This window comes from Tunicatimonas pelagia (assembly GCF_030506325.1).
Classification (GTDB): Bacteria; Bacteroidota; Bacteroidia; order Cytophagales; family Cyclobacteriaceae; genus Tunicatimonas; species Tunicatimonas pelagia.
On the sequence record NZ_CP120683.1, the window covers coordinates 1278385 to 1297953 of the forward strand.

Annotated in this window: 16 protein-coding genes; 1 reads left to right on the forward strand and 15 read right to left on the reverse strand. The window is 44.4% G+C overall.

The window, feature by feature from the left end:
• Position 1: 1 nt before the first annotated feature.
• Both P0M28_RS05305 and P0M28_RS05310 read right to left on the reverse strand, forming a co-directional pair.
• Positions 2–3151, reverse strand: coding sequence for a VPS10 domain-containing protein (locus P0M28_RS05305; RefSeq protein WP_302208559.1), 3150 nt, complete (start codon positions 3149–3151; stop codon positions 2–4).
• A gap of 95 nt (positions 3152–3246) precedes the next feature.
• On the reverse strand, positions 3247–3633 hold the full coding sequence (locus P0M28_RS05310; protein WP_302208561.1) for a DUF983 domain-containing protein: 387 nt from the start codon (positions 3631–3633) through the stop codon (positions 3247–3249).
• Between the two features lie 538 nt (positions 3634–4171).
• Here P0M28_RS05310 and P0M28_RS05320 point away from each other — a divergent pair.
• Positions 4172–4714, forward strand: a complete 543-nt coding sequence (locus tag P0M28_RS05320) for a DUF420 domain-containing protein (RefSeq protein WP_302208562.1) — start codon at positions 4172–4174, stop codon at positions 4712–4714.
• Positions 4715–4949: 235 nt separating this feature from the next.
• Here the strand turns inward: P0M28_RS05320 and P0M28_RS05325 are convergent, their stop codons facing one another.
• The 13 genes from P0M28_RS05325 to P0M28_RS05385 form a co-directional block, all read right to left on the reverse strand.
• Positions 4950–5606, reverse strand: a complete 657-nt coding sequence (locus P0M28_RS05325; RefSeq protein ID WP_302208563.1) for an SCO family protein — start codon at positions 5604–5606, stop codon at positions 4950–4952.
• 125 nt (positions 5607–5731) lie between these two features.
• Positions 5732–6061: a cytochrome C oxidase subunit IV family protein gene (locus P0M28_RS05330; protein WP_302208565.1), complete on the reverse strand. Its 330-nt coding sequence runs from the start codon at positions 6059–6061 to the stop codon at positions 5732–5734.
• A gap of 20 nt (positions 6062–6081) precedes the next feature.
• Entirely contained in the window at positions 6082–6834 is a 753-nt protein-coding gene (locus P0M28_RS05335; protein ID WP_302208567.1) for a cytochrome c oxidase subunit 3, read from the reverse strand.
• Between the two features lie 47 nt (positions 6835–6881).
• Positions 6882–7490 (reverse strand): cytochrome c oxidase subunit 3, encoded by a 609-nt coding sequence (locus P0M28_RS05340; protein ID WP_302208568.1) that lies wholly within the window; start codon positions 7488–7490, stop codon positions 6882–6884.
• An 11-nt stretch (positions 7491–7501) separates the two neighbouring features.
• Positions 7502–8395 carry a heme o synthase gene (cyoE, locus tag P0M28_RS05345; RefSeq protein WP_302208570.1) on the reverse strand — a complete coding sequence of 298 codons (894 nt, stop codon included), beginning with the start codon at positions 8393–8395 and terminating at the stop codon, positions 7502–7504.
• Entirely contained in the window at positions 8382–9482 is a 1101-nt protein-coding gene (locus P0M28_RS05350) for a COX15/CtaA family protein (RefSeq protein WP_302208571.1), read from the reverse strand. The genes cyoE and P0M28_RS05350 overlap by 14 nt, the downstream gene beginning before the upstream one ends.
• Complete coding sequence (locus P0M28_RS05355) at positions 9463–11346, reverse strand: cytochrome c oxidase subunit I (RefSeq protein ID WP_302208573.1); 1884 nt, start codon at positions 11344–11346, stop codon at positions 9463–9465. The genes P0M28_RS05350 and P0M28_RS05355 overlap by 20 nt, the downstream gene beginning before the upstream one ends.
• Before the next feature lie 25 nt (positions 11347–11371).
• The gene (locus P0M28_RS05360) at positions 11372–12442 is read right to left on the reverse strand and encodes a cytochrome c oxidase subunit II (protein ID WP_302208575.1); all 1071 of its coding nucleotides are present in this window, start codon (positions 12440–12442) and stop codon (positions 11372–11374) included.
• A 21-nt stretch (positions 12443–12463) separates the two neighbouring features.
• On the reverse strand, positions 12464–13780 hold the full coding sequence (locus P0M28_RS05365; RefSeq protein WP_302208576.1) for a quinol:cytochrome C oxidoreductase: 1317 nt from the start codon (positions 13778–13780) through the stop codon (positions 12464–12466).
• A 17-nt stretch (positions 13781–13797) separates the two neighbouring features.
• Positions 13798–14415 carry a c-type cytochrome gene (locus P0M28_RS05370; protein ID WP_302208577.1) on the reverse strand — a complete coding sequence of 206 codons (618 nt, stop codon included), beginning with the start codon at positions 14413–14415 and terminating at the stop codon, positions 13798–13800.
• 4 nt (positions 14416–14419) lie between these two features.
• A complete protein-coding gene (locus P0M28_RS05375) occupies positions 14420–14944 on the reverse strand; it encodes a DUF3341 domain-containing protein (protein WP_302208579.1) in 525 nt (174 codons plus the stop codon).
• Positions 14945–14948: 4 nt separating this feature from the next.
• The gene (nrfD, locus tag P0M28_RS05380) at positions 14949–16379 is read right to left on the reverse strand and encodes an NrfD/PsrC family molybdoenzyme membrane anchor subunit (protein ID WP_302208581.1); all 1431 of its coding nucleotides are present in this window, start codon (positions 16377–16379) and stop codon (positions 14949–14951) included.
• Positions 16380–16394: 15 nt separating this feature from the next.
• Positions 16395–19523 carry a TAT-variant-translocated molybdopterin oxidoreductase gene (locus P0M28_RS05385; protein ID WP_302208582.1) on the reverse strand — a complete coding sequence of 1043 codons (3129 nt, stop codon included), beginning with the start codon at positions 19521–19523 and terminating at the stop codon, positions 16395–16397.
• Positions 19524–19569 lie beyond the last annotated feature (46 nt).

Sequence of the window (19569 nt, forward strand, 5' to 3'; positions counted from 1 at the left end):
TCTAAGGCATCGCGGTTTCTGTTACTTCCTTCTGCTCAGTAGCGATATAGGGAATATTATTATCCTGGATTAGCCGATTGTAGTCGGGTATCGTTTCTTCCATTAGTTGCTGGATTTCGGATTTTCGGTTCTGCCAGTCGCTCATCATATCAGTAAAACGCTGCTGCTGTCCGTTGGTCACAGGAGGCACGGAGGCATCAATAATATTCTTGAGATGCTTCAGATGGGTGTCTAGTTGATTAGGAAAGTTAATTACATCCTGAAAGGTTTTCTGCTCCATTTGTACTAGCTTTCCTTGCAGCTCGTCCACCGTATCCAGAATTTTTTCTCCAGCTTCTACCACCTCGGCGTTAAGCTCATCGTCACATAAGCGTTCGTTCATACTCTTCACTAGTTCTCGAACATTCTGCATCTTCCGTACCGATTGATACAGGTCTTTCACCGACTGATCTAAAGTTTCCAGGTGTTGTTCTTTTTCGGCTAACTGAGCTTCGGTAGCTTTCACTCGCGGGTCCATGAGCACATTAAACGATTGGGTCAGTGTGTCTTCTCCGTAGGCCAACCGGACTTGGTACTCGCCCGGCATCACGCGGTAGCTCTGCATCCCCTGAAACGGCATTAGCCCTTTTACTTCTTCGTAGTCATTTTGATAGAGGTTCCACACCCAGTGGTTCATTCCGGCTTTCTTAGGGGCTTGCTGCGGTTCTTTTTCAGCATTACTGGCGTAAGATCGGATTACTGAGTCTTCCTCATTCAGAATTTCTAGTGTCAACGCCAACGAATCATCTTCGGGTACTTCGTTCAAATAATAATAAATTGCTGTACCATTAACTGGGTTCTCGCCTAATGCCACTGCCGTAGTATCCCGGCTACCGTCGGTTTTGTAGGTGTCTCGCGGTTGAAACAGGAAGGTACTGGCTTCTTTAATACTTTCGTTAAGTTGATGCAAAGGAGTAAGATCATCCAATATCCAGAAAGCTCTACCTTGCGTAGCGGCCACTAAATCGTTACGATGTACTTGTAGATCAGTGATTGGTACTACGGGTAAATTCAGTTGAAAAGGCTGCCACTGCTGTCCGCCGTCAAACGAAGCGTACAATCCGGTTTCGGTTCCAGCGTAGAGTAAATCTTTACGCTGAGGGTCTTCTCGCACCACTCGCACAAAAGCCTCGTCGGCTATTCCATCAACTAAGCGAGACCAGGATTTACCATAGTCGGTGGTTTTAAAAATGTGGGGTGTAAAGTCATTAAACTTATAGCGAGTAACGGCTAGATACGCTGTTCCCGGTTCGTGGGGCGATACTTCTATGGTGTTAATCAGAGCTTCACCAATTTCGCTAGGGGTTACGTTACTCCAGCTTTCGCCACCATCCTGAGTGACGTGAACTAATCCGTCATCACTACCCACCCATAGTGTACTGGCATTGTGGGGTGATTCCGCCAAGTAAGCAATGGTATGGTACACTTCTCCTCCCGCTCCTTCTTTCGTGATCGGTCCACCGCCGTAATCCAAATTAGTAGTATCATTTTGGGTTAGATCCGGGCTAATTTCTTCCCACTGATTTCCTCGATTAGCAGATTTTAGCACTACATTTCCGGCGTGGTAAATCACCGATGGGTCGTGTTGAGAGACCAAAATAGGCGCATTCCAATTGAAGCGATACTTAACTTCGGCGGGCTTAGAACCCAACCCCTGAAAGGCGTAAGCCATCACATCGCGGGTTTCGTTGCGGTTGGCATCGTACTCCGATATAATCCCTTGATAACAACCGGCGTAGATATGTTCCGGATTATCAGGGTCAAATGCCACAAAGGCACTCTCACATCCGCCTACCCGATAAAAGTCTTCCCAGTAGATACCATCTTTATTCGTTCGGCTCGGGATAGCTACGGTAGAATTATCTTGCTGCCCACCGTATACGTAGTAAGGAAAGCGATTATCTACACTCACGCGGTAAAACTGAGCCGTAGGCTGATTCTGCTGAGTTGACCAACTCTTTCCGCCATCAAATGAGATGTTTGCCCCACCGTCATTAGCATTAATCATATAGTCCGGCTGATTGGGATTAATCCATAAGTCATGATTATCACCGTGGGGCGTGGATACTTGCTCAAAAGTCTTCCCGCCATCAATAGACTTCATAAACGGGGCATTGAGGACGTACACCATATTCTCATTGGTAGGGTGAGCGAAGATGTGCATGTAGTACCAAGATCGCGCCCGTAGTACTCGATCTTCGTTAATCAGTTTCCAGGAACTACCCGCATCATCGGAACGATATAGTCCACCTTGCTCCGACTCAATAATCGCCCACACCCGATCAGGGTTGGCCGGGGAAATAGTGATTCCAATCTTGCCCATAATAGAATCAGGTAAACCTGTGGTTAGCTGATTCCATGAGTCTCCACCGTCGGTAGTTTTGTAGATACCACTCCCCTCGCCCCCACTGCGGATTTTCCAGGGAGTGCGCTGATGATCCCAGAAAGTAGCGTACATCACTCTTGGATTGGTGGCGTCCATCGCCAAGTCACAGGCTCCACTGTTCTCATCTACGAAAAGGGTCTTTTCCCAACTTTTACCCCCATCTTGGGTACGATAAATTCCGCGCTCGTCAGTAGGAGCCCAAGGGCTGCCCTGCGCCGCTACGTACACCACATCGGGATTTTCGGGGTGAATCCGTACTTTAGAAATCTGCCGGGTCTTCTCTAATCCAATATTCTCCCAGGTTCTACCCGCATCAGTAGATTTGTAGACTCCATCACCGTGTGACGTTTTTACTCCTCTTACCGGAGCCTCTCCCGTACCTACGTACAGTACGTTAGGATCACTTTCGCTAACTGCTACTGAACCAACCGATCCGGTTTTGAAAAAACCGTCGGTGACATTGTTCCAACTATGTCCGGCATTGGTAGTTTTCCAGACTCCCCCGCCGGTAGCCCCAAAATAATACGTCTGAGGTTGACCGACTACTCCGGTCGCCGTAGTAGATCGCCCCCCTCGGAATGGCCCGATGTTTCGCCAACGCAAGGCATCGTAATATTTTTCGTCAAACTGAGCGGATGCTTCGGCGGATTTTGATCGCCTTTGGGCATCAACCTGATAAATACCGAAGAAAAAAATTGATAGGGTAAGTAGTAAACGTAGTAACATACGGAAGAAAGGTTGGGTTTGTAGAATAGTCCAACCCCAAAATATCAGTTCTTCCCTGAATTACCAATCAATTATCGGAAATTATCAGTAGAGGCTTATTTTGCCATCTTAGGATTGTACTTAAGCCCACCGAACCCGTACAGAAAGAGGGTTCGCGAATAGCGAAAAACAATGGGTAGGGATAGTAATACCACCACCGGAACAGTAGTGATGTAAACTATTAGCTCCGGATCGCCGAAGAAGTTGTACAAGACAAACGCGGTGCCCAGTAATATAGCCATAGTGAACGCGTAGCTGACGTACATAGCTCCGACGAAAAAACCCGGTTCCTGTTCGTACTGTACCCCACAATGAGGGCAACTTTTATGGGTAGCCGTAAACTTAGCAGGTTTCTGAAGGAAAGGATACTGAAAAATGTCCCCAGTACGACAGCGAGGGCACTTATGATTGAGGATAGCTGATCCGACGGATTTTTTTTGCATTAGCCGCACGACTTTTTTTATACCAGAAAAATGCGATAGTCCCAAAGATTAGATATGGAGCTACAAACAAATATAATATACCAAAATTAAGACCAGAAGCTAAGGCAGTTTCACCATAACTCACATTATTTTCTACCGTAGCTCGGCACATAGCACACTGCGCCAACAACGATTGAGCTGATCCAGCTATTAAAGTAACAGTTACTGTAAGAAATTTGATAAATCGCACCATAATAATCTTAAAACGTAGTAAGCCTGTTTTCAGTTCTCAGAAGTTGTTTCAATTAATTCTTTTGGTCAAAAATGGCTGAAATTAAGCCATCTTATTTTTCTCTCAAAATTTATAACTGAAACAGCTTCTTAAAATCAGCCGTAATATGAGCCGATCATAAATCACTTGGAAAATTAAAAACTATGCCCCCACGGAAAAGCTACTAATACCACAGGAGGCACCGCAGGTGATGATCTGGAAAAAGAGTGAGAAGAAACCAAAGTCAAAATACAAATGTTGTTTGGGAGAAATTAACGGTCAGAATCAATGAGTGTCAAAACCCAGTCGTATCCTACGCTTCTTACCAATCGTCGGGCGATCAATATACTATCCATCGTCATTCCGGTAGCTGTTGCCCTGCTAATCGGCATTCGGCAGAAAGTGCCGCTCGGCGAATGGACTTCCGCTTTACCACATGCAATCGGTATTATCAATGCAGCTACTTCGTTACTACTCATTGCCGCAGTGGTGGCCATTAAGCAACAGAAGGTAGAATTGCACCGCAAGCTGATGACAACCGCTTTTGCACTGGGAGCTATTTTCTTGGTGACCTATATTACTTATCATATTTCTAATCCTTCCACGTCCTACGGTGGTGAAGGAGCTATACGCTATCTTTACTATTTTCTGCTAATTTCGCATATACTACTATCAATTGTGGTGGTGCGCTATGTGCTGTTAGCTATGTACTACGCGCTTAATAAGCAGTTTGGCGATCATCGGCGGATTGTTAAGTTAGCATTTCCTATTTGGCTCTACGTATCCATCACCGGCGTAGCAGTGTACCTAATGATTAGCCCGTATTATTGATTAAGTACTGATTTATGTTCGGTACGGTGGTACGCTATATCTGCTATCATTTGGTAGATATTAGCTCTGCTTGATAGTGCAATAGAAGGATCAGAGTTTAGCGTATCATTCAGAGAGAAATGAAACACACCCTATCTTCCTTCAACACTTAACTTTGTAGGAGAAAAAAGAAGGTGGAACTACTGCTAACGGGATAGCTACTGAAAGTAAATTGTACTATTGATAACAAGATCAATTATCCTGTGCGGTCTTGGGAATAATCTTCTTGGCTATCGGTACTGTATTCTAGAATTCGAATTTCTGCAATGAGGCGATCTACTTCAGAAGGATCAGTTCCTCGGTAGTAACCCCGAATCTGCCCTAGTCGGTCTACTAACACTAGCGTTTCGTGTAGAGGAATATTAAACCGAGGTAATACTAACTCGCACTGAAGAAACGAAGGATACTCACGCTCGCTTCCTTCCAAAAAAAGCCAACTAGGCTGACTTTTTTTATATCTCTGAGCCAGTAATGATAATGAAGGAGAACCTGAATTCGCAATTAAAGTGATTTGGGTAGGTGCTTGGGTTTCCAAAACCCCTTGTACTCGAGCTAGTTCTTCCAGCATAGTAACACAAGCACTTTCACATTTAGCAGATGGAGTGTATACAACCTGCACCGCATCAGTAAATAGATGGGGGCGAGTCTGCTGATTGGTGGTGTTTTGCGTTAATAGCGGCTTCACCCGATGAGCCGATTGACTAGGCTTACAAGCAGCAAGCGAGTCTATACCGTTCTCATAAAATACAGGAACCGCGTAATGATTAGTACTAAATAATTCAAAGAATAGGATAAAAAAAATCGGTATTGCCAGTAACAATATTAGCAAACCGATCTTCCGGGATTTTTGCATAAGTATTTGGTCTGGGTAATAGAGAATATTCTGATAAACTTCTAAGGTTCGTGACGACACGAACCTTGAGGTAAATAATTATCAGAATAATGTTTAATATAGACCAAGTATTTATTGATATTGTTTTAGAACTTCAGCTCAAAGATAGATGAACCTTCGGCCAGCAGGGCAATGACCAACCAAACCACAAAGATTGTGGGAATTACAATTGACCAGATCAATGTCTTGACTTCTCCTTTGAGGTGCATAAACTCCGCAACAATATAAAATGCCTTCACTAGCGTAAGTGCTATAAATGTGAAATACAGCAACGGTCCCCGAGGAAGAATATAGGCAAATGCGAACTCTATAGCCGTTACAATGGCCAGAATGCCCGCAATACGCCAGAGCTGATTGATTTTCTTTTGATCTTTCGGTTGAACCTTAACCGTAGTAGCTTCATCTAATTGTGCCATGCGTTATTGAATCAGTGTTGTCAAATCAAGTAAAAGAAAGTAAATACGAACACCCACACTAAATCTACAAAGTGCCAGTAGAGCCCAACTTTCTCTACCATTTCGTAGTGCCCCCGGCGCTCAAAGACCCCTACAGTAGCTTGATAGAAAATTAGAAAGTTTAACGCTACGCCACTAAATACGTGAAAACCATGAAAGCCGGTAATAAAGAAAAACAGATCTGCGAAGAGTGGTGGCCCGTACTGATTTTGGGTGAGATTGGCTCCGTAGAAGATAGAGCCATCGGGCATCATACCACCTTCATCAGTTCCGTGAATAAAGTGTGACCACTCCCAAGCTTGGCAACCTAAAAAAGCCACCCCGCCAATTAGCGTCCATAGCATCCATTTGGTCACATCTTTCTTATCCATTCGGTGCCCAGCTTCTACTGCCAACACCATCGTAACGCTACTCAAAATCAGAATGAATGTCATGATACCCACAAAGACCAAAGGAAGCGATACTCCGTGTAGCAGTGGTACCGCATCAAAAACCTTCTCTGGAATAGGCCAATATTCTTGGGAAAAAACAAAATCTTCTACTTCACCATTGTACGCAGGCCAAGCGTAACGAATCATTCCGTAGGAAATAAGTAGCGATGAAAAAGTAAACGCATCAGATAGTAAGAAGAACCACATCATGAGCTTGCCGTAACTGGCTTTCAGAGGTGCCATTCCCCCATCCCAGACGCTACCTGTGGTTGTTTCTTCTACGGATGTTGTAGTAGTTGCCATAAGTTTATAGTTGATTCAAAAACGAATTCAATAATTGCTTTTGCTAGTTAGCGATTGAGCAGCAAAAATAGAAATAAATACAGCCAAAGTCCATCTAAAAAGTGCCAATAGGTTACACACATCTCCATCGTGTCCATCTGCTTACTGTGCACCTTGTAGCGAAAAGCTCTCACTACCATAACAATTAAGAAAACCAACGCGCTAACAATATGCACTCCGTGTACTCCACTTAGTACGTAGACAAATGATCCGGCTGGATTTCCCACAAAGAACACCTCTATATCTACCAGTGCTCCCCAAGCCATAAACTGACCAACTAAGAAAGCAACCCCTAAGCCTAACGTAACCAGCAAAGCGACTCTAAGCTGGATAATCTGATCGCGCTTAGCTGAAATATACGCCCAATGCATACTGATGCTACTAACCAGAATAATTCCAGCAGTTGTCCAAAACAAGGGTGGCAGCTCAAAGTCTAACCAGTTTCCCTCTGAACGCCTTACAATGTAGGCACTGGTGAAGGCGGCAAAAATCATGACCACCGTTACAATAAATAGCCAAAGCGCAAACTTCTGCGGATGCATTGATAAAATTGGCTGAGGCTCTTCGCGTAAACTAATCTGATCTACCTCTTTTTCTATATTCAGTGACTTTTCCATTCTTCTTTCCTTTAAACCTTATCCAATAAATAAGCAATCTGTACCACTGGTAAATAGATGAAAGAGCCAAACATAATTTGTAAGGCAACCTTACGCGAGCCATCCATCATCAACCGAAAGGTCTGTCCTAAAAATAATACGCCACATACAGTTGCTACAATAGCCGAATCTACTCCCGTAATGCCAAACTTGAGCGGTAGCAACCCGAGCGGTATCAGAAATAAAGTGTAAGTCATAATTTGCACCGCCGACTGAACCGTTTTTCCACCTTTGGAAGGCAATAACTTAAACCCAGCTTTCTGATAATCCTCGTCGGCTACCCAAGCAATAGCCCAAAAGTGGGGGAACTGCCAAATAAACTGAATAGCAAAGATAATGAGAGCTTCGTGTGTGATAGTTCCGGTTACTGCTGTCCAGCCTAACAGCGGAGGCAACGCGCCCGGAACAGCTCCCACTAACACCGCAATAGGCCCTACTCGCTTGAGGGGCGTATACACAAAGCTGTATAAAACAAACGATAAGAAAGCTAAGCCAGTAGTTAACGGATTGGTGAATTGTGCCAGTAATAACATACCAATGCCGCCGGTTACCAAGGCAACTCCTACTGCTTCCGAAACATTTATTCTCTTCGTGGGTAGAGGACGGCTCTTAGTGCGAGACATCAATCGGTCGTAGTCTTGCTCAATAATTTGGTTCACTGCGGAAGAAGCCCCTGAAAGCAAAAAACCACCTATTAACAAAATGACTAACTGTACCCAATCAACACTACCAAATGTTGCTAACACGAACCCAAAACCGGACGAAAATGCTACTAACATTGACAAACGAGCTTTTAGCAGCTCGGTGTAGCTTCGTAGCTTTTCACCCCAAATATCAGTAATATGAATTTTCTCAGTAGCTTGCATATTCCTCTATTTCTTCAGTTACATCAGGTTTAGCGAGCCGGGGACTATTTATTTTCATCAGCAAAAATAGCTGGATACCAAAGGCTACTGTCGCCAATAATAAATGAATTGGCTGAGCCACTCTTGGAATTCCGAAATAAGCCATAATGCCCCCGGAAACAATTTCTAAACCAATGACTACTACTAATACTAAGCTCCACCGGGTTAAGTTTCCGTTAATGCCAAAACGCTGAAATAAAGTAGCCATTAACCACAAGTGAGCTGCAATAACAATAAACGATAGCGAACGATGCAGGGTAAAGGTGCTTCCTAACGCGTCAATCCATTCCTGCCGCCGTTCTTCTCCTAACTCTTTAGCAACAACATCTACCGACTCGCGCACTTGAGTACCAAGCAGAATCTGCCCTAACGTCAATAACACCAAGACTATAAGTAATGTGTTTATCTGGATGAACTCCTTTTTAGGTATCTGATTGCTGTCAGACAATGCTGCTGGTTGAGCGCGGAAAGCAACGTAGATCAGTAAGCTTACGATGATCAGTGCTATCAGCATGTGGAAGGTGATCATACCCGGAAGCAAGTTAGTAGATACTACTATCGAGCCTACCCAGCCTTGAAAACCAACTAAAATTACTGCTGCTAACGATACCCAAACCAAACTGCGGTGCGAGTGCCAGTACTTCAAAGAAGCTAGAAATGTAGCAAAGATGAGCAAGCCAATTATTGCTCCAATCAGACGGTTTACATACTCCGTCCAGGTTTTGGCAACGTTAAAATCAGCCTCAATCAGAATTGATTTATCATTCTTAACTCGTTCGGCTAATTCTGCAAATCCCAGTACATTCAAATATCCAGTGACCCTAGTGTTTTTTTCTGCTCGCTTTTGAGCATAGACCTCCTTGTAGTTTTGAGGAAGCTGGGATACCTCAGTGGGAGGCACCCAACTACTGAAACACTTAGGCCAGTCGGGACAACCCATACCAGAACCAGTGCTACGAACAATACCACCTACTAAAATCAACAGGTAAACTGCTACCAGTGTGGCAACACTAAGCTTGGGAAGTAATCTACTTGGCGTTGGATTCATCCATTTTTTCGGTCTTTTCACCTTCTCGTTCAATACCAATCATGTCGTTTTCATAAGGCAAATTAGACTCGGGAGTTTCGGAGAATGGAACCGTTTGCGGAATATAGTCTTCCAGTGCTCCCGGCTTACTGTAATCATACGGCCATCGGTAAACCGTAGGAATTTCGCCCGGCCAATTGCCGTGCCCAGGGTTGCGGGGCGTAGTCCACTCCAATGTATTTGACTTCCAAGGATTTAACGGTGCTAGCCGACCTCGGAAAATACTATTGAAGAAGTTGTAGGCAAATACTAGCTGACCAAAGAAAGTTAAGATCGCCGCAATACTAATGAACATATTAAGATCAGCGAATGCCCCAAATGGATCAAACGTGGTGAATGAGTAGTAACGACGGGGGAAACCAGCAATACCAATGTAATGCATGGGGAAGAATACCATGTACACCCCAACAAAGGTTAGCCAGAAGTGAACATAACCTAAACCTTTATCCATCATTCTACCGAACATTTTCGGAAACCAGTGATAAACCCCAGCCATCAGCCCGAAGAATGAAGCACTACCCATTACCAAGTGGAAGTGGGCTACCACAAAGTACGTATCGTGAAGCTGGATATCAATAGCAGAATTACCTAAGAATATTCCCGTTAGACCACCCGATATAAATACCGATACTAGTCCAATGGAAAACATCATAGCAGTGGTAAAGCGAATATTGCCCTTCCACAAAGTAGTCAGATAATTAAATACTTTCACCGCCGAAGGTACCGCAATGATGAGTGTTAGGAACATAAAGATAGAACCTAAGAAAGGGTTCAGTCCCGAAACAAACATATGGTGTGCCCAAACTACAAACGAAAGGATGGTAATCCCCAACATGGAACCAACCATCGCTCGGTAACCAAAGATCGGTTTACGAGAGTTGGTAGCAATAATTTCAGACGTAATTCCTAATGCCGGCAGCAATACGATGTATACTTCAGGGTGACCTAAAAACCAGAATAAGTGCTGGTATAAAATTGGGCTACCGCCAATGTTAGGCAATGCCTCACCATTAATAAATATTTCTGATAAGTAGAAGCTAGTACCAAAACTTCGATCAAATACGAGTAATAAGGCTGCTGCTACCAAAACCGGGAACGAAAGTAATCCGATAATGGCAGTTAAGAAGAATGCCCAGATAGTGAGTGGTAATCTTGCGAAAGACATTCCCTTGGTTCGCATATTAATTACTGTGGTGATGTAATTGATACCACCCAATAGCGTAGAAGCAATAAAGAATACCATTGCTACTAACCACAATGTCATGCCCATTCCTGAGCCTTGAATGGCTTGTGGTAGCGCACTCAATGGGGGATAGACCACCCAACCACCAGCAGCCGGACCAGTTTCCAAGAATAGAGAAGAAAGCATAATCACACTGGCTATAAAGAAGAACCAGTACGATAGCATATTCATAAAGCCTGAAGCCATATCCCGTGCGCCAATCTGCAAAGGAATTAAGAAGTTACTGAACGTTCCACTCAATCCGGCAGTGAGCACGAAGAATACCATAATGGTTCCGTGCATGGTTACCATCGCTAAGTAAAACTCGGGGTCGAGACTTCCGGTTTCTGAAATCCAACCTCCTAACAGTGGCTTCAAAAAGGTCATATCCATCTCGGGAAAACCAAGTTGAAGCCGGAAAAGAATAGATAATAAACCTCCAATAAATGCCCAGAGAATACCCGTAATCAGGTATTGCTTGGCAATCATTTTGTGGTCGGTACTGAATATGTAGGTGGTAATAAAATTACCGTGGTGATGCTCTTCTTCGTGCGCGTGCGAGTGATCTTGCTCTACTACGTGTTCAATATTTGCCGTTGCCATAACTTTTTTAATTATCAGCTTTCACTTAATTAATCTTCTCTACCTCTATATTGTTTTGTTCTTCTATACCTGCGCTTACCATTGCTAAATCCTTCAGGTCGCTAGGTACTTTGGCTAGATAGTCAGGGTTACCCTGTAACCAAGGCTTTTTCTCTGCCTTCCAGGCTTCGTATTCTTCGGGTTCTACTACTACAAACCGCAGTCGCATTGAGAAATGAGCCCGACCGCAGACTTCAGTACAGAATACGTTGTAGTTGAAATCAGGATCTTCCATCTCCTCACGCATCTCTTCGGTTGTTTTGGTGGCAGTGAACCAAAAGCGGGTTGGCATTCCAGGTACTGCATCTTGCTTCAATCTAAACTCAGGAATATACACACTATGCAGTACATCTCTGGCTCTAATCTTAAACAATACTGGTTTGCCTTTCGGCACATAAAACTCACCGGAAGAAACGGTAAGATCATCAAAAGAAGCCTTGTCCGTAAAATCCATCCCCCAAATGTTTTGAGCATCAATTAAGCGGTAATCGTACTCGCCTAATTGCTCATCTGTTCCTGGATAGCGAACCGTCCAGGCAAACTGGTAGCCTAGTATTTCAATAATTTCAGAATCGTCCGGGGCTTTAGCGGTAATATCCGTCCAGGCTTTCCAACCAGAGAAAACTAAAACCGAAAGTACAATTGCCGGAATCACAGTCCAGATCACCTCTAATTTACTGTTGTCTGGATAAAATAGAGCTTTGCTGGTTTCTTTGTACTGATAACGGTACGAAAAATAAAATAACAAGATGTGGGTCAGAATAAAGATGAACCCAGTAACCGCCATAGTAATCCAGAACAAACGATCGGTTACTATACCATGCTCTGAGGCTACCGCAGGTTGATACTTATCAAACTCCCCAACTGAGTACCAAACCATTAATCCACTCATAACGATAAGAAAAACCATAAACAGCATTGCATTTACCTTATTTCCGGTAGAAGCATGCTTTTTATCGGTGCCACGCGCAACATTCAATAACTTAAGTATCCTCAAAATAGTAAAGAGGACTACTAGAAATAGAACTACTCCAACTGCTATCAAAAACTGAATCATATCCGTTGATTTATCAATCTATTAAGTATGATGATGTAAACTCTCTTGCAACATTGGGTGGTTACGAGCCACCAACGGTGCTTTAGCTAGATTACCTAGCACGACAAATAGGAAGGCGGAAAGGTAAACCATAGCTAATCCAACTTCCAGAATACCAAAATTTCCATTTTCTTTTAGGACGCCAGGTGTTACCATCAGGTAAAAGTCCAGCCAGTGCCCGACTAGCACTACCACACAAACGACCTTGATAATTATTGTATGTCGTTTAGAATCCCTTGTCATAAAAACCAGGAAGGGAAAGAAGAAGTTCAGGATTAGGTTGATGAAGAATATAGGTGAATAGTAGTCACTATTCAACCGTTCCACAAAATAAATGGTTTCTTCAGGAATGTTGGCGTAATAAATTAGCAAAAACTGACTAAACCACACGTACGTCCAGAAAATACTGAAGGCAAAAACGAATTTTCCCAGGTCGTGTAGGTGGCTAGAATTGATGATGGTCAGGTAGCCCGCCTCCCGTAACAAAACTACCATTAAAGTAATAGCAGCTAAGCCCGACACAAACCAACTAGCAAACACGTACCATCCAAACATAGTACTAAACCAGTGAGTATCAATTGATAGCACCCAATCCCAAGCCGAAGTAGAAGATGTTACGGCAAATATGATAATGAAGATCGTTGAGTATTTTACCATTTTGTGAAAATGGCTTACCCCACCCAGCTTGTCTTCAGCTAACGACTCTTTCCGAATATAGCGATACATCATATACCAGAGCACAAAGTACAATACCATACGGCCAAGGTAGAATGGAATATTCAAGTAAGCTTGCTTGCCAGCGATAATGTAGTCGTAGCGGGGATCACTCTCATCGTACAGGTAACTATGTGTCCAGTGAAATAGATTGCTATGGCTAAGCCAAGCTACTACAAATACTACCAGCATTAGCACTCCAGCGTAAGGTAGCCAAGCCCCAAAAGCTTCGGGTATCCGCTTAATAGAGGCAGACCATCCGGCCTGAGCCGCATATTGCAAAGCAGTGAAGAATAATCCGACTACTGCTAGTCCGGTGAAGTACACATTGTTAATCCACAAGTTGGTAAACAATCTTTCGTACCAATGAAACTCGTGGCCTTCTCCGCCGTGGGCTCCCTCAGCTGCTGCTCCAGCAACTTCAGCTTCGTGGCCATGACCACCGCCCCAAATCATTAAGTACAGTAATCCCAGTACAAATAGCACTGCTCCAACTATCCCGATAATAGTGAGCTGCTTTTTAATACTACTAGTAAATTGGAAGTACTCTTCCTGTACACTTTCTGTAGATGTATGAGTCGCCATGCGTTCGTTTTAGTCAGTTACTGTTGTTGCAAGGTTTGTACGTACCGCACAATTTTCCATCGTTCGGCAATATCCATCTGAGAGCCATGCGCGTTCATTCGCCCTCTACCCCAGGTAATAGTATGAAATATATGTCCTTCGGTCATATCTCGGTATCGCCCTTTGTTGTAAGCAGGAACCCCCAAATAAACCTCAGCAACCGGACCATTGCCCTGACCCGCACCACCGTGACAGGGGTAGCAAAACTTGGTGTACAAAGTGCGCCCTTCGGCCAAAACCACTTCGGTAGAATCTATTGGGTTCTTCAGAACGCGAGAAGCCAACTCAATACTATCGGCTGGAATACGGTAAGGAAGAAAATCATTGGGATTTCGGCGTACGGTATTAGCGGGCGGAACCCGAGAGTTCATTCGATAAGGGTTGTTGGGGTTAGAGTTGTAGAACTCTCCTACTCCGTTATCTAATGAACTTAGCCAGGCTCCTTCATCAGTATCAGTAATCTGAGTGAGTGGCTCGTAGGGCGTTGAATGGTACATTTGTGGGGCGTACTCCAGACCAGTAAAGTCCCCTTGAGCATCGCAAGCTGCCAAACCTACACCTACGGCAAATAAAAGGTATGCTAAGTATCGCTTCATGTTTCTAATTGTGCTTTTCGTTTACTTCTACAGCACCTGCATTTACTAAAGTTTGCTTGATCTCAGTAGTATCAATACTATTTTTTGCTAAGTCAATCGCCATAATATACTTGTCGTCGGTGGCTCGGAGATCAAATATTTTCGCTTTTCCGTAAGGGCGCAGGTCACTGATAATCATAAACGTACCTACCATTCCCAGAGCCGATAGTAACACCGTTAGCTCAAAAGTTACTGGAAAAAACGTAGGGATAGACGTGAAATTCTTCCCGCCAATAATCATTGGCCAATCAATACCCATCATATAAAATTGCATAAGCAACGCTAACGAAGTACCAAGCATACCGAACAAAAAAGCGGCAATCGGCAGCTTAGATCGCTTATACCCAAGGGCATCACCTAAGCCGTGTACGGGAAACGGGGTGTAACATTCATGAATACGAATACCAGATTCGCGCACTTTAGCCACCGCGCTTAGCAGCACATCGTCGTCATCAAACACCCCGACCAAAAATTTATTTCCTGCGGTCATAGTATTAGTTTTTTGAAGTAGTAGGACTCATTTCTTCTACTGACTGAGTGGTAGTAGCCGACTCTCGCATGGCAGGCTGCTTCTCGCCAGTGGCCTTCAGAATACTCTTCACTTCCGCCATATTTATCACTGGGAAAAATTTGGCAAACAAGAAGAAGAAGGTGAAGAAGAGACCGAAAGTGAAAATATAAATCCCTAAGTCGTAAACAGTAGGTTGGAACATTGCCCACGACGAAGGTAAATAGTCGCGGTGCAGCGAGGTAACAATAATAACAAAGCGCTCAAACCACATCCCGATATTTACAACAATTGATAAAATAAAAGTGGCTACAATGCTAGTTCTAACCTTTTTGATCCAAAACAACTGCGGTGAAATTACATTACAGGTCATCATAGTCCAGTATGCCCACCAGTACGGCCCGGTAGCCCGGTTCAAGAAAGCATACTGCTCGTACTCTACCCCTGAGTACCACGCCATAAATAGTTCGGTGATGTAGGCAACCCCTACAATTGATCCGGTTACGATGATGACGATATTCATCATCTCAATGTGACTGATTGTAATATAATCTTCCAGCTTGTAAACCTTACGAGTAATGAGCATCAGCGTAAGTACCATTGCAAAACCGGAGAAAATTGCCCCGGCAACAAAGTAGGGCGGGAAGATAGTAGTATGCCAACCCGGAATTACGGAAGTGGCAAAGTCGAAAGATACAATGGTATGTACTGAGAGAACAAGCGGGGTAGCCAAACCGGCTAGGATCAACGCAACGGCTTCGTAGCGTTCCCAAGTACGGGCTGAACCGTTCCACCCGAACGCTAACGCTCCGTATACCGTGCGGGAGATAATTCCCTTTGCTCGGTCACGAATAGTAGCAAAGTCAGGAATTAGCCCAATGTACCAAAATACCAACGAAACCGTAAAGTACGTGCTAATCGCAAATACGTCCCACAATAAAGGAGAATTAAAGTTTACCCAAAGCGACCCGAAAGTGTTAGGCAAAGGCAGTGCCCAGTAAGCACCCAACCATGGTCGCCCCATGTGCAGTACTGGAAACATAGCCGCACATATTACGGCAAAAATTGTCATTGCTTCCGCTGCCCGGTTAATGGACATCCGCCAGCGCTGACGGAATAATAGTAGAATAGCTGAAATTAAGGTTCCGGCGTGACCAATACCTACCCACCACACAAAGTTGGTAATATCCCAGGCCCAGCCAACCGTTTTATTAAGCCCCCACATTCCAATACCATCCCACAGTGTCATAGCCACTGCATAAAGACCTATCGTTAATAAACCTAAAGAGGTAGCAACGGCTAAAAACCAAGTGATGGTTGGTTTCTCCTCAACTCGGCGACAAACATCTACGGTAACATCGTGAACGGTTTTCCCACCGGTCACTAAAGGCTTACGTACTGGGGAAGTCACTTCCATAAAAATTGATTTTAATTATGCGTTCATTTCTTCTGACTGATCCTGATTTCTGATCTTGGTCAGATACCAGATGTTAGGGCTAACCCCAATTTCGTGCAACACGTTATAGGCTCGTCCTTCTGCTTCTTGAGTAACTAATTGGGCGATGCTACTGTTTGGATCATTATAGTCGCCGAAGGTAATTGCTTCAGTAGGACAAGCAGTAGCACAAGCCGTATTGATCTCACCATCTTTGGGACGACGCCCCTCTTTCTTGGCTTCCAGCTTTCCGGCCTGAATTCTTTGCACACAGAATGTACATTTCTCCATCACTCCGCGCGCTCGTACGGTAACATCAGGATTCAGTACCATCTTGCCCAGATCATCATTCATGGCCATATTCACATCACTGAACTGCTTGTTATCATGGTACTTAAACCAGTTAAAGCGACGCACTTTATACGGGCAGTTGTTGGCACAGTAGCGCGTTCCGATACAGCGGTTGTACGTCATTTGGTTCAACCCTTCTGAACTGTGGGTAGTTGCTGCTACCGGACATACTGTTTCGCAGGGTGCATTGTTACACTGCTGGCAAAGCATAGGTTGGAACGTTACTTCCGGATTATCGGAAGCAATCTCCAATTTTGTCTCGTCCGGATCGGCGGCGGCTTCCTCATCGCTACTGTAGTAGCGGTCAATCCGAATCCAGTGCATATCCCGACGATTAATCACCTCTTGTCGGCCTACCACCGGAACATTATTTTCTACCTGACAAGCTACCGTACAAGCTCCACACCCAATACAACTATTCAAATCAATCGCCATCACCCAGTGGTGATTTGGGTACTTATGCCCTTTCCAAAGTGATATATCTTTGGGATCTTTCGGGCCTTCGTAGGTTTCTACTTTAAATTCGTAGCGTCCGGCTTTCGGATTTTCCTTGTACTCGGCTAAGGTAGCATCCTGAATAACCGTTTCTCGCCCCATATACGTCTGGTGCGTCTGCGTCTGAGCGATATTGTACGCTTCGTCTAGTAGCTCAAACTGCACCCCAGTTTGGTAGTAAGCAGCGTAACCGTTTACCTTCGCTACCATCGGATATACGTTTTTCCCTAGTCCATCTGCTACTTTACCAGCATTGGCTCGGCCGTATCCTAATGCTATGCTAACCGTTCCGGCAGTTTGCCCAGGCTGCACCATTACGGGTAGTTCTACTGATTGCTCGCCCACCGTTACCCGAGCTTTACGGGTTTTCCCTTCGCTCATTTTTAGGTCTAATTCGCGAGCCATACTCTGAGGAATAGCGATATAATTGTCCCAGCAAGCTTTAGAGATTGGGTCGGGCATCTCTTGCAACCAAGGATTATTGGCTTGCCGTCCGTTACCGACTCCTACTTTTTGATAAAGCACTAGCTCCAAGCCATCGCCGGCATTCCCGTAGTTTTTGCCAATGCTAGATGCAAAGCTGCTAACATTACCGGAGAAGGAAGCCGGAGAACTTTCATCGGCCATAGCCTCATCTGCTGTATCTTCGTTGGTCGCTGGCGCTACTGAAAGTTCTAGCACTCCGTCGTACAGGGCTTTATCCCAGAACATATCAAAGGTGCTAACTCCACTTTGAGCAGCAAAAGCAGTTTCCTGCCAGTTATTTTTAAGATAGGTATAGTAGTCAGTTTCAGTACTGTTGGCCCAAGTTAAGAATGAACTCTGCGCCTGACGAGTATCAAAGATAGGGGTGATTGCGGGCTGCACCAGACTCAATTGGCCTTGCTGGGGCATCGCATCATTCCACGACTCTAAGTAATGGTTATCAGGTGCAACGTGTGTAACTGCCGATGCCGTTTCATCCATCCGATCTGACGTAGAAATGCTAATATCAGCGTTCGCAATCGTATTACCGATCATTTCACCCTGATAAAAATCATACACCGGATTACAATTATAGAAAATCACTCCTTTTAGTTGCCCTTGTTCCAATCGACTAGCCATTCGCTCCATCGCCTGGTTATTTCCCTTACGATAGTAAGTCGGAGTATTAATATCCAACGTTGTTCCGTAATTACCTAAGGTGTTATTAATCGCGTTGACCATCCCTTGCACTGCCGGATCATTAGAATTGGATACAACGAGCGATTTTCCCCGAGCACTTAGCAGATCATTAGCCGCTTTCTCTAAGAATTTCACGTCGGTCACTTCAGGGGCATTCACTCGGCTACCTCCAGCCTTCGCAGCAACAAGATTGTAAAGCTGAGCTACAACCGCGCCCTCTTGAGATGGTTTAATCTGCGAACGATAATCAGCATTCGCCCCAGTTAATGTCAAAGCAGTCTCAAATTGATAGTGGCGCGACATCTTCTGTTGCTGCTGACTTACTTTCCGGGTCTTAGCGTATTGCTTCGCGTAGATAATTGGTGCAATCCAAGTACCTAAGAAATCTGCTCCTAAGCTGACGATTACATCCGCTTTGCTAAATTCGTAAGCCGGTAAAGCTGCTTTACCAAAAGAAGCCTGATTAGCAGCCAGCATCCCATCAGCAGAAATAGGATCATACTGAATATGTTCCATGCCGGGGTAAGCCGCCAGTAATTCATCAATTGCTTTTTGGGTAGTAGGGCTAAGAATGGTGTAGCTTACCAATGCCATAGCCCCGCCCTTTCGCATTTTCTGCCGGATGTCATTGTCTAAATCGGCCCAAGAAGCAGCTGCGCCGTTCATTACCGGACCTTGTAAACGTTGCTTATCGTATAGCGACAGTACCGAAGCCTGTACTTGGGCGTTAGTACCACCCTGACTAACAGCAGAGCGGTTATTACCTTCAATTTTTATGGGTCGCCCCTCGCGGGTTTTAACTACAATACTACAGTAGTCGCCCCCATCCATGTAAGTGGAAGCGTAGTAGTTAGGGATAGACGGATCAACATCTACTGGTTTTACTACGTAAGGAATGGCTTTTCTGATGGGAGCTTCGCAGGCAGCTAAGGTTGCGGCACTAATGCCAAAGCCCATCATTTTTAAAAAGTCGCGGCGGGTGTTAGAAGTGTCATTCCCTGACTGAGCTTCCATAGGTAAGTACTCCGGAAACTCTTTGTCAGCACGCTTTACGAATTCAGCATCGTTTCGCAGCTCTTCTAACCCTTTCCAGTATCGCTTTTTTGTTTGTTTCATAAATAATGAAGCGTCAGGCGACGTTTGTATTTATTAATTGTATCTT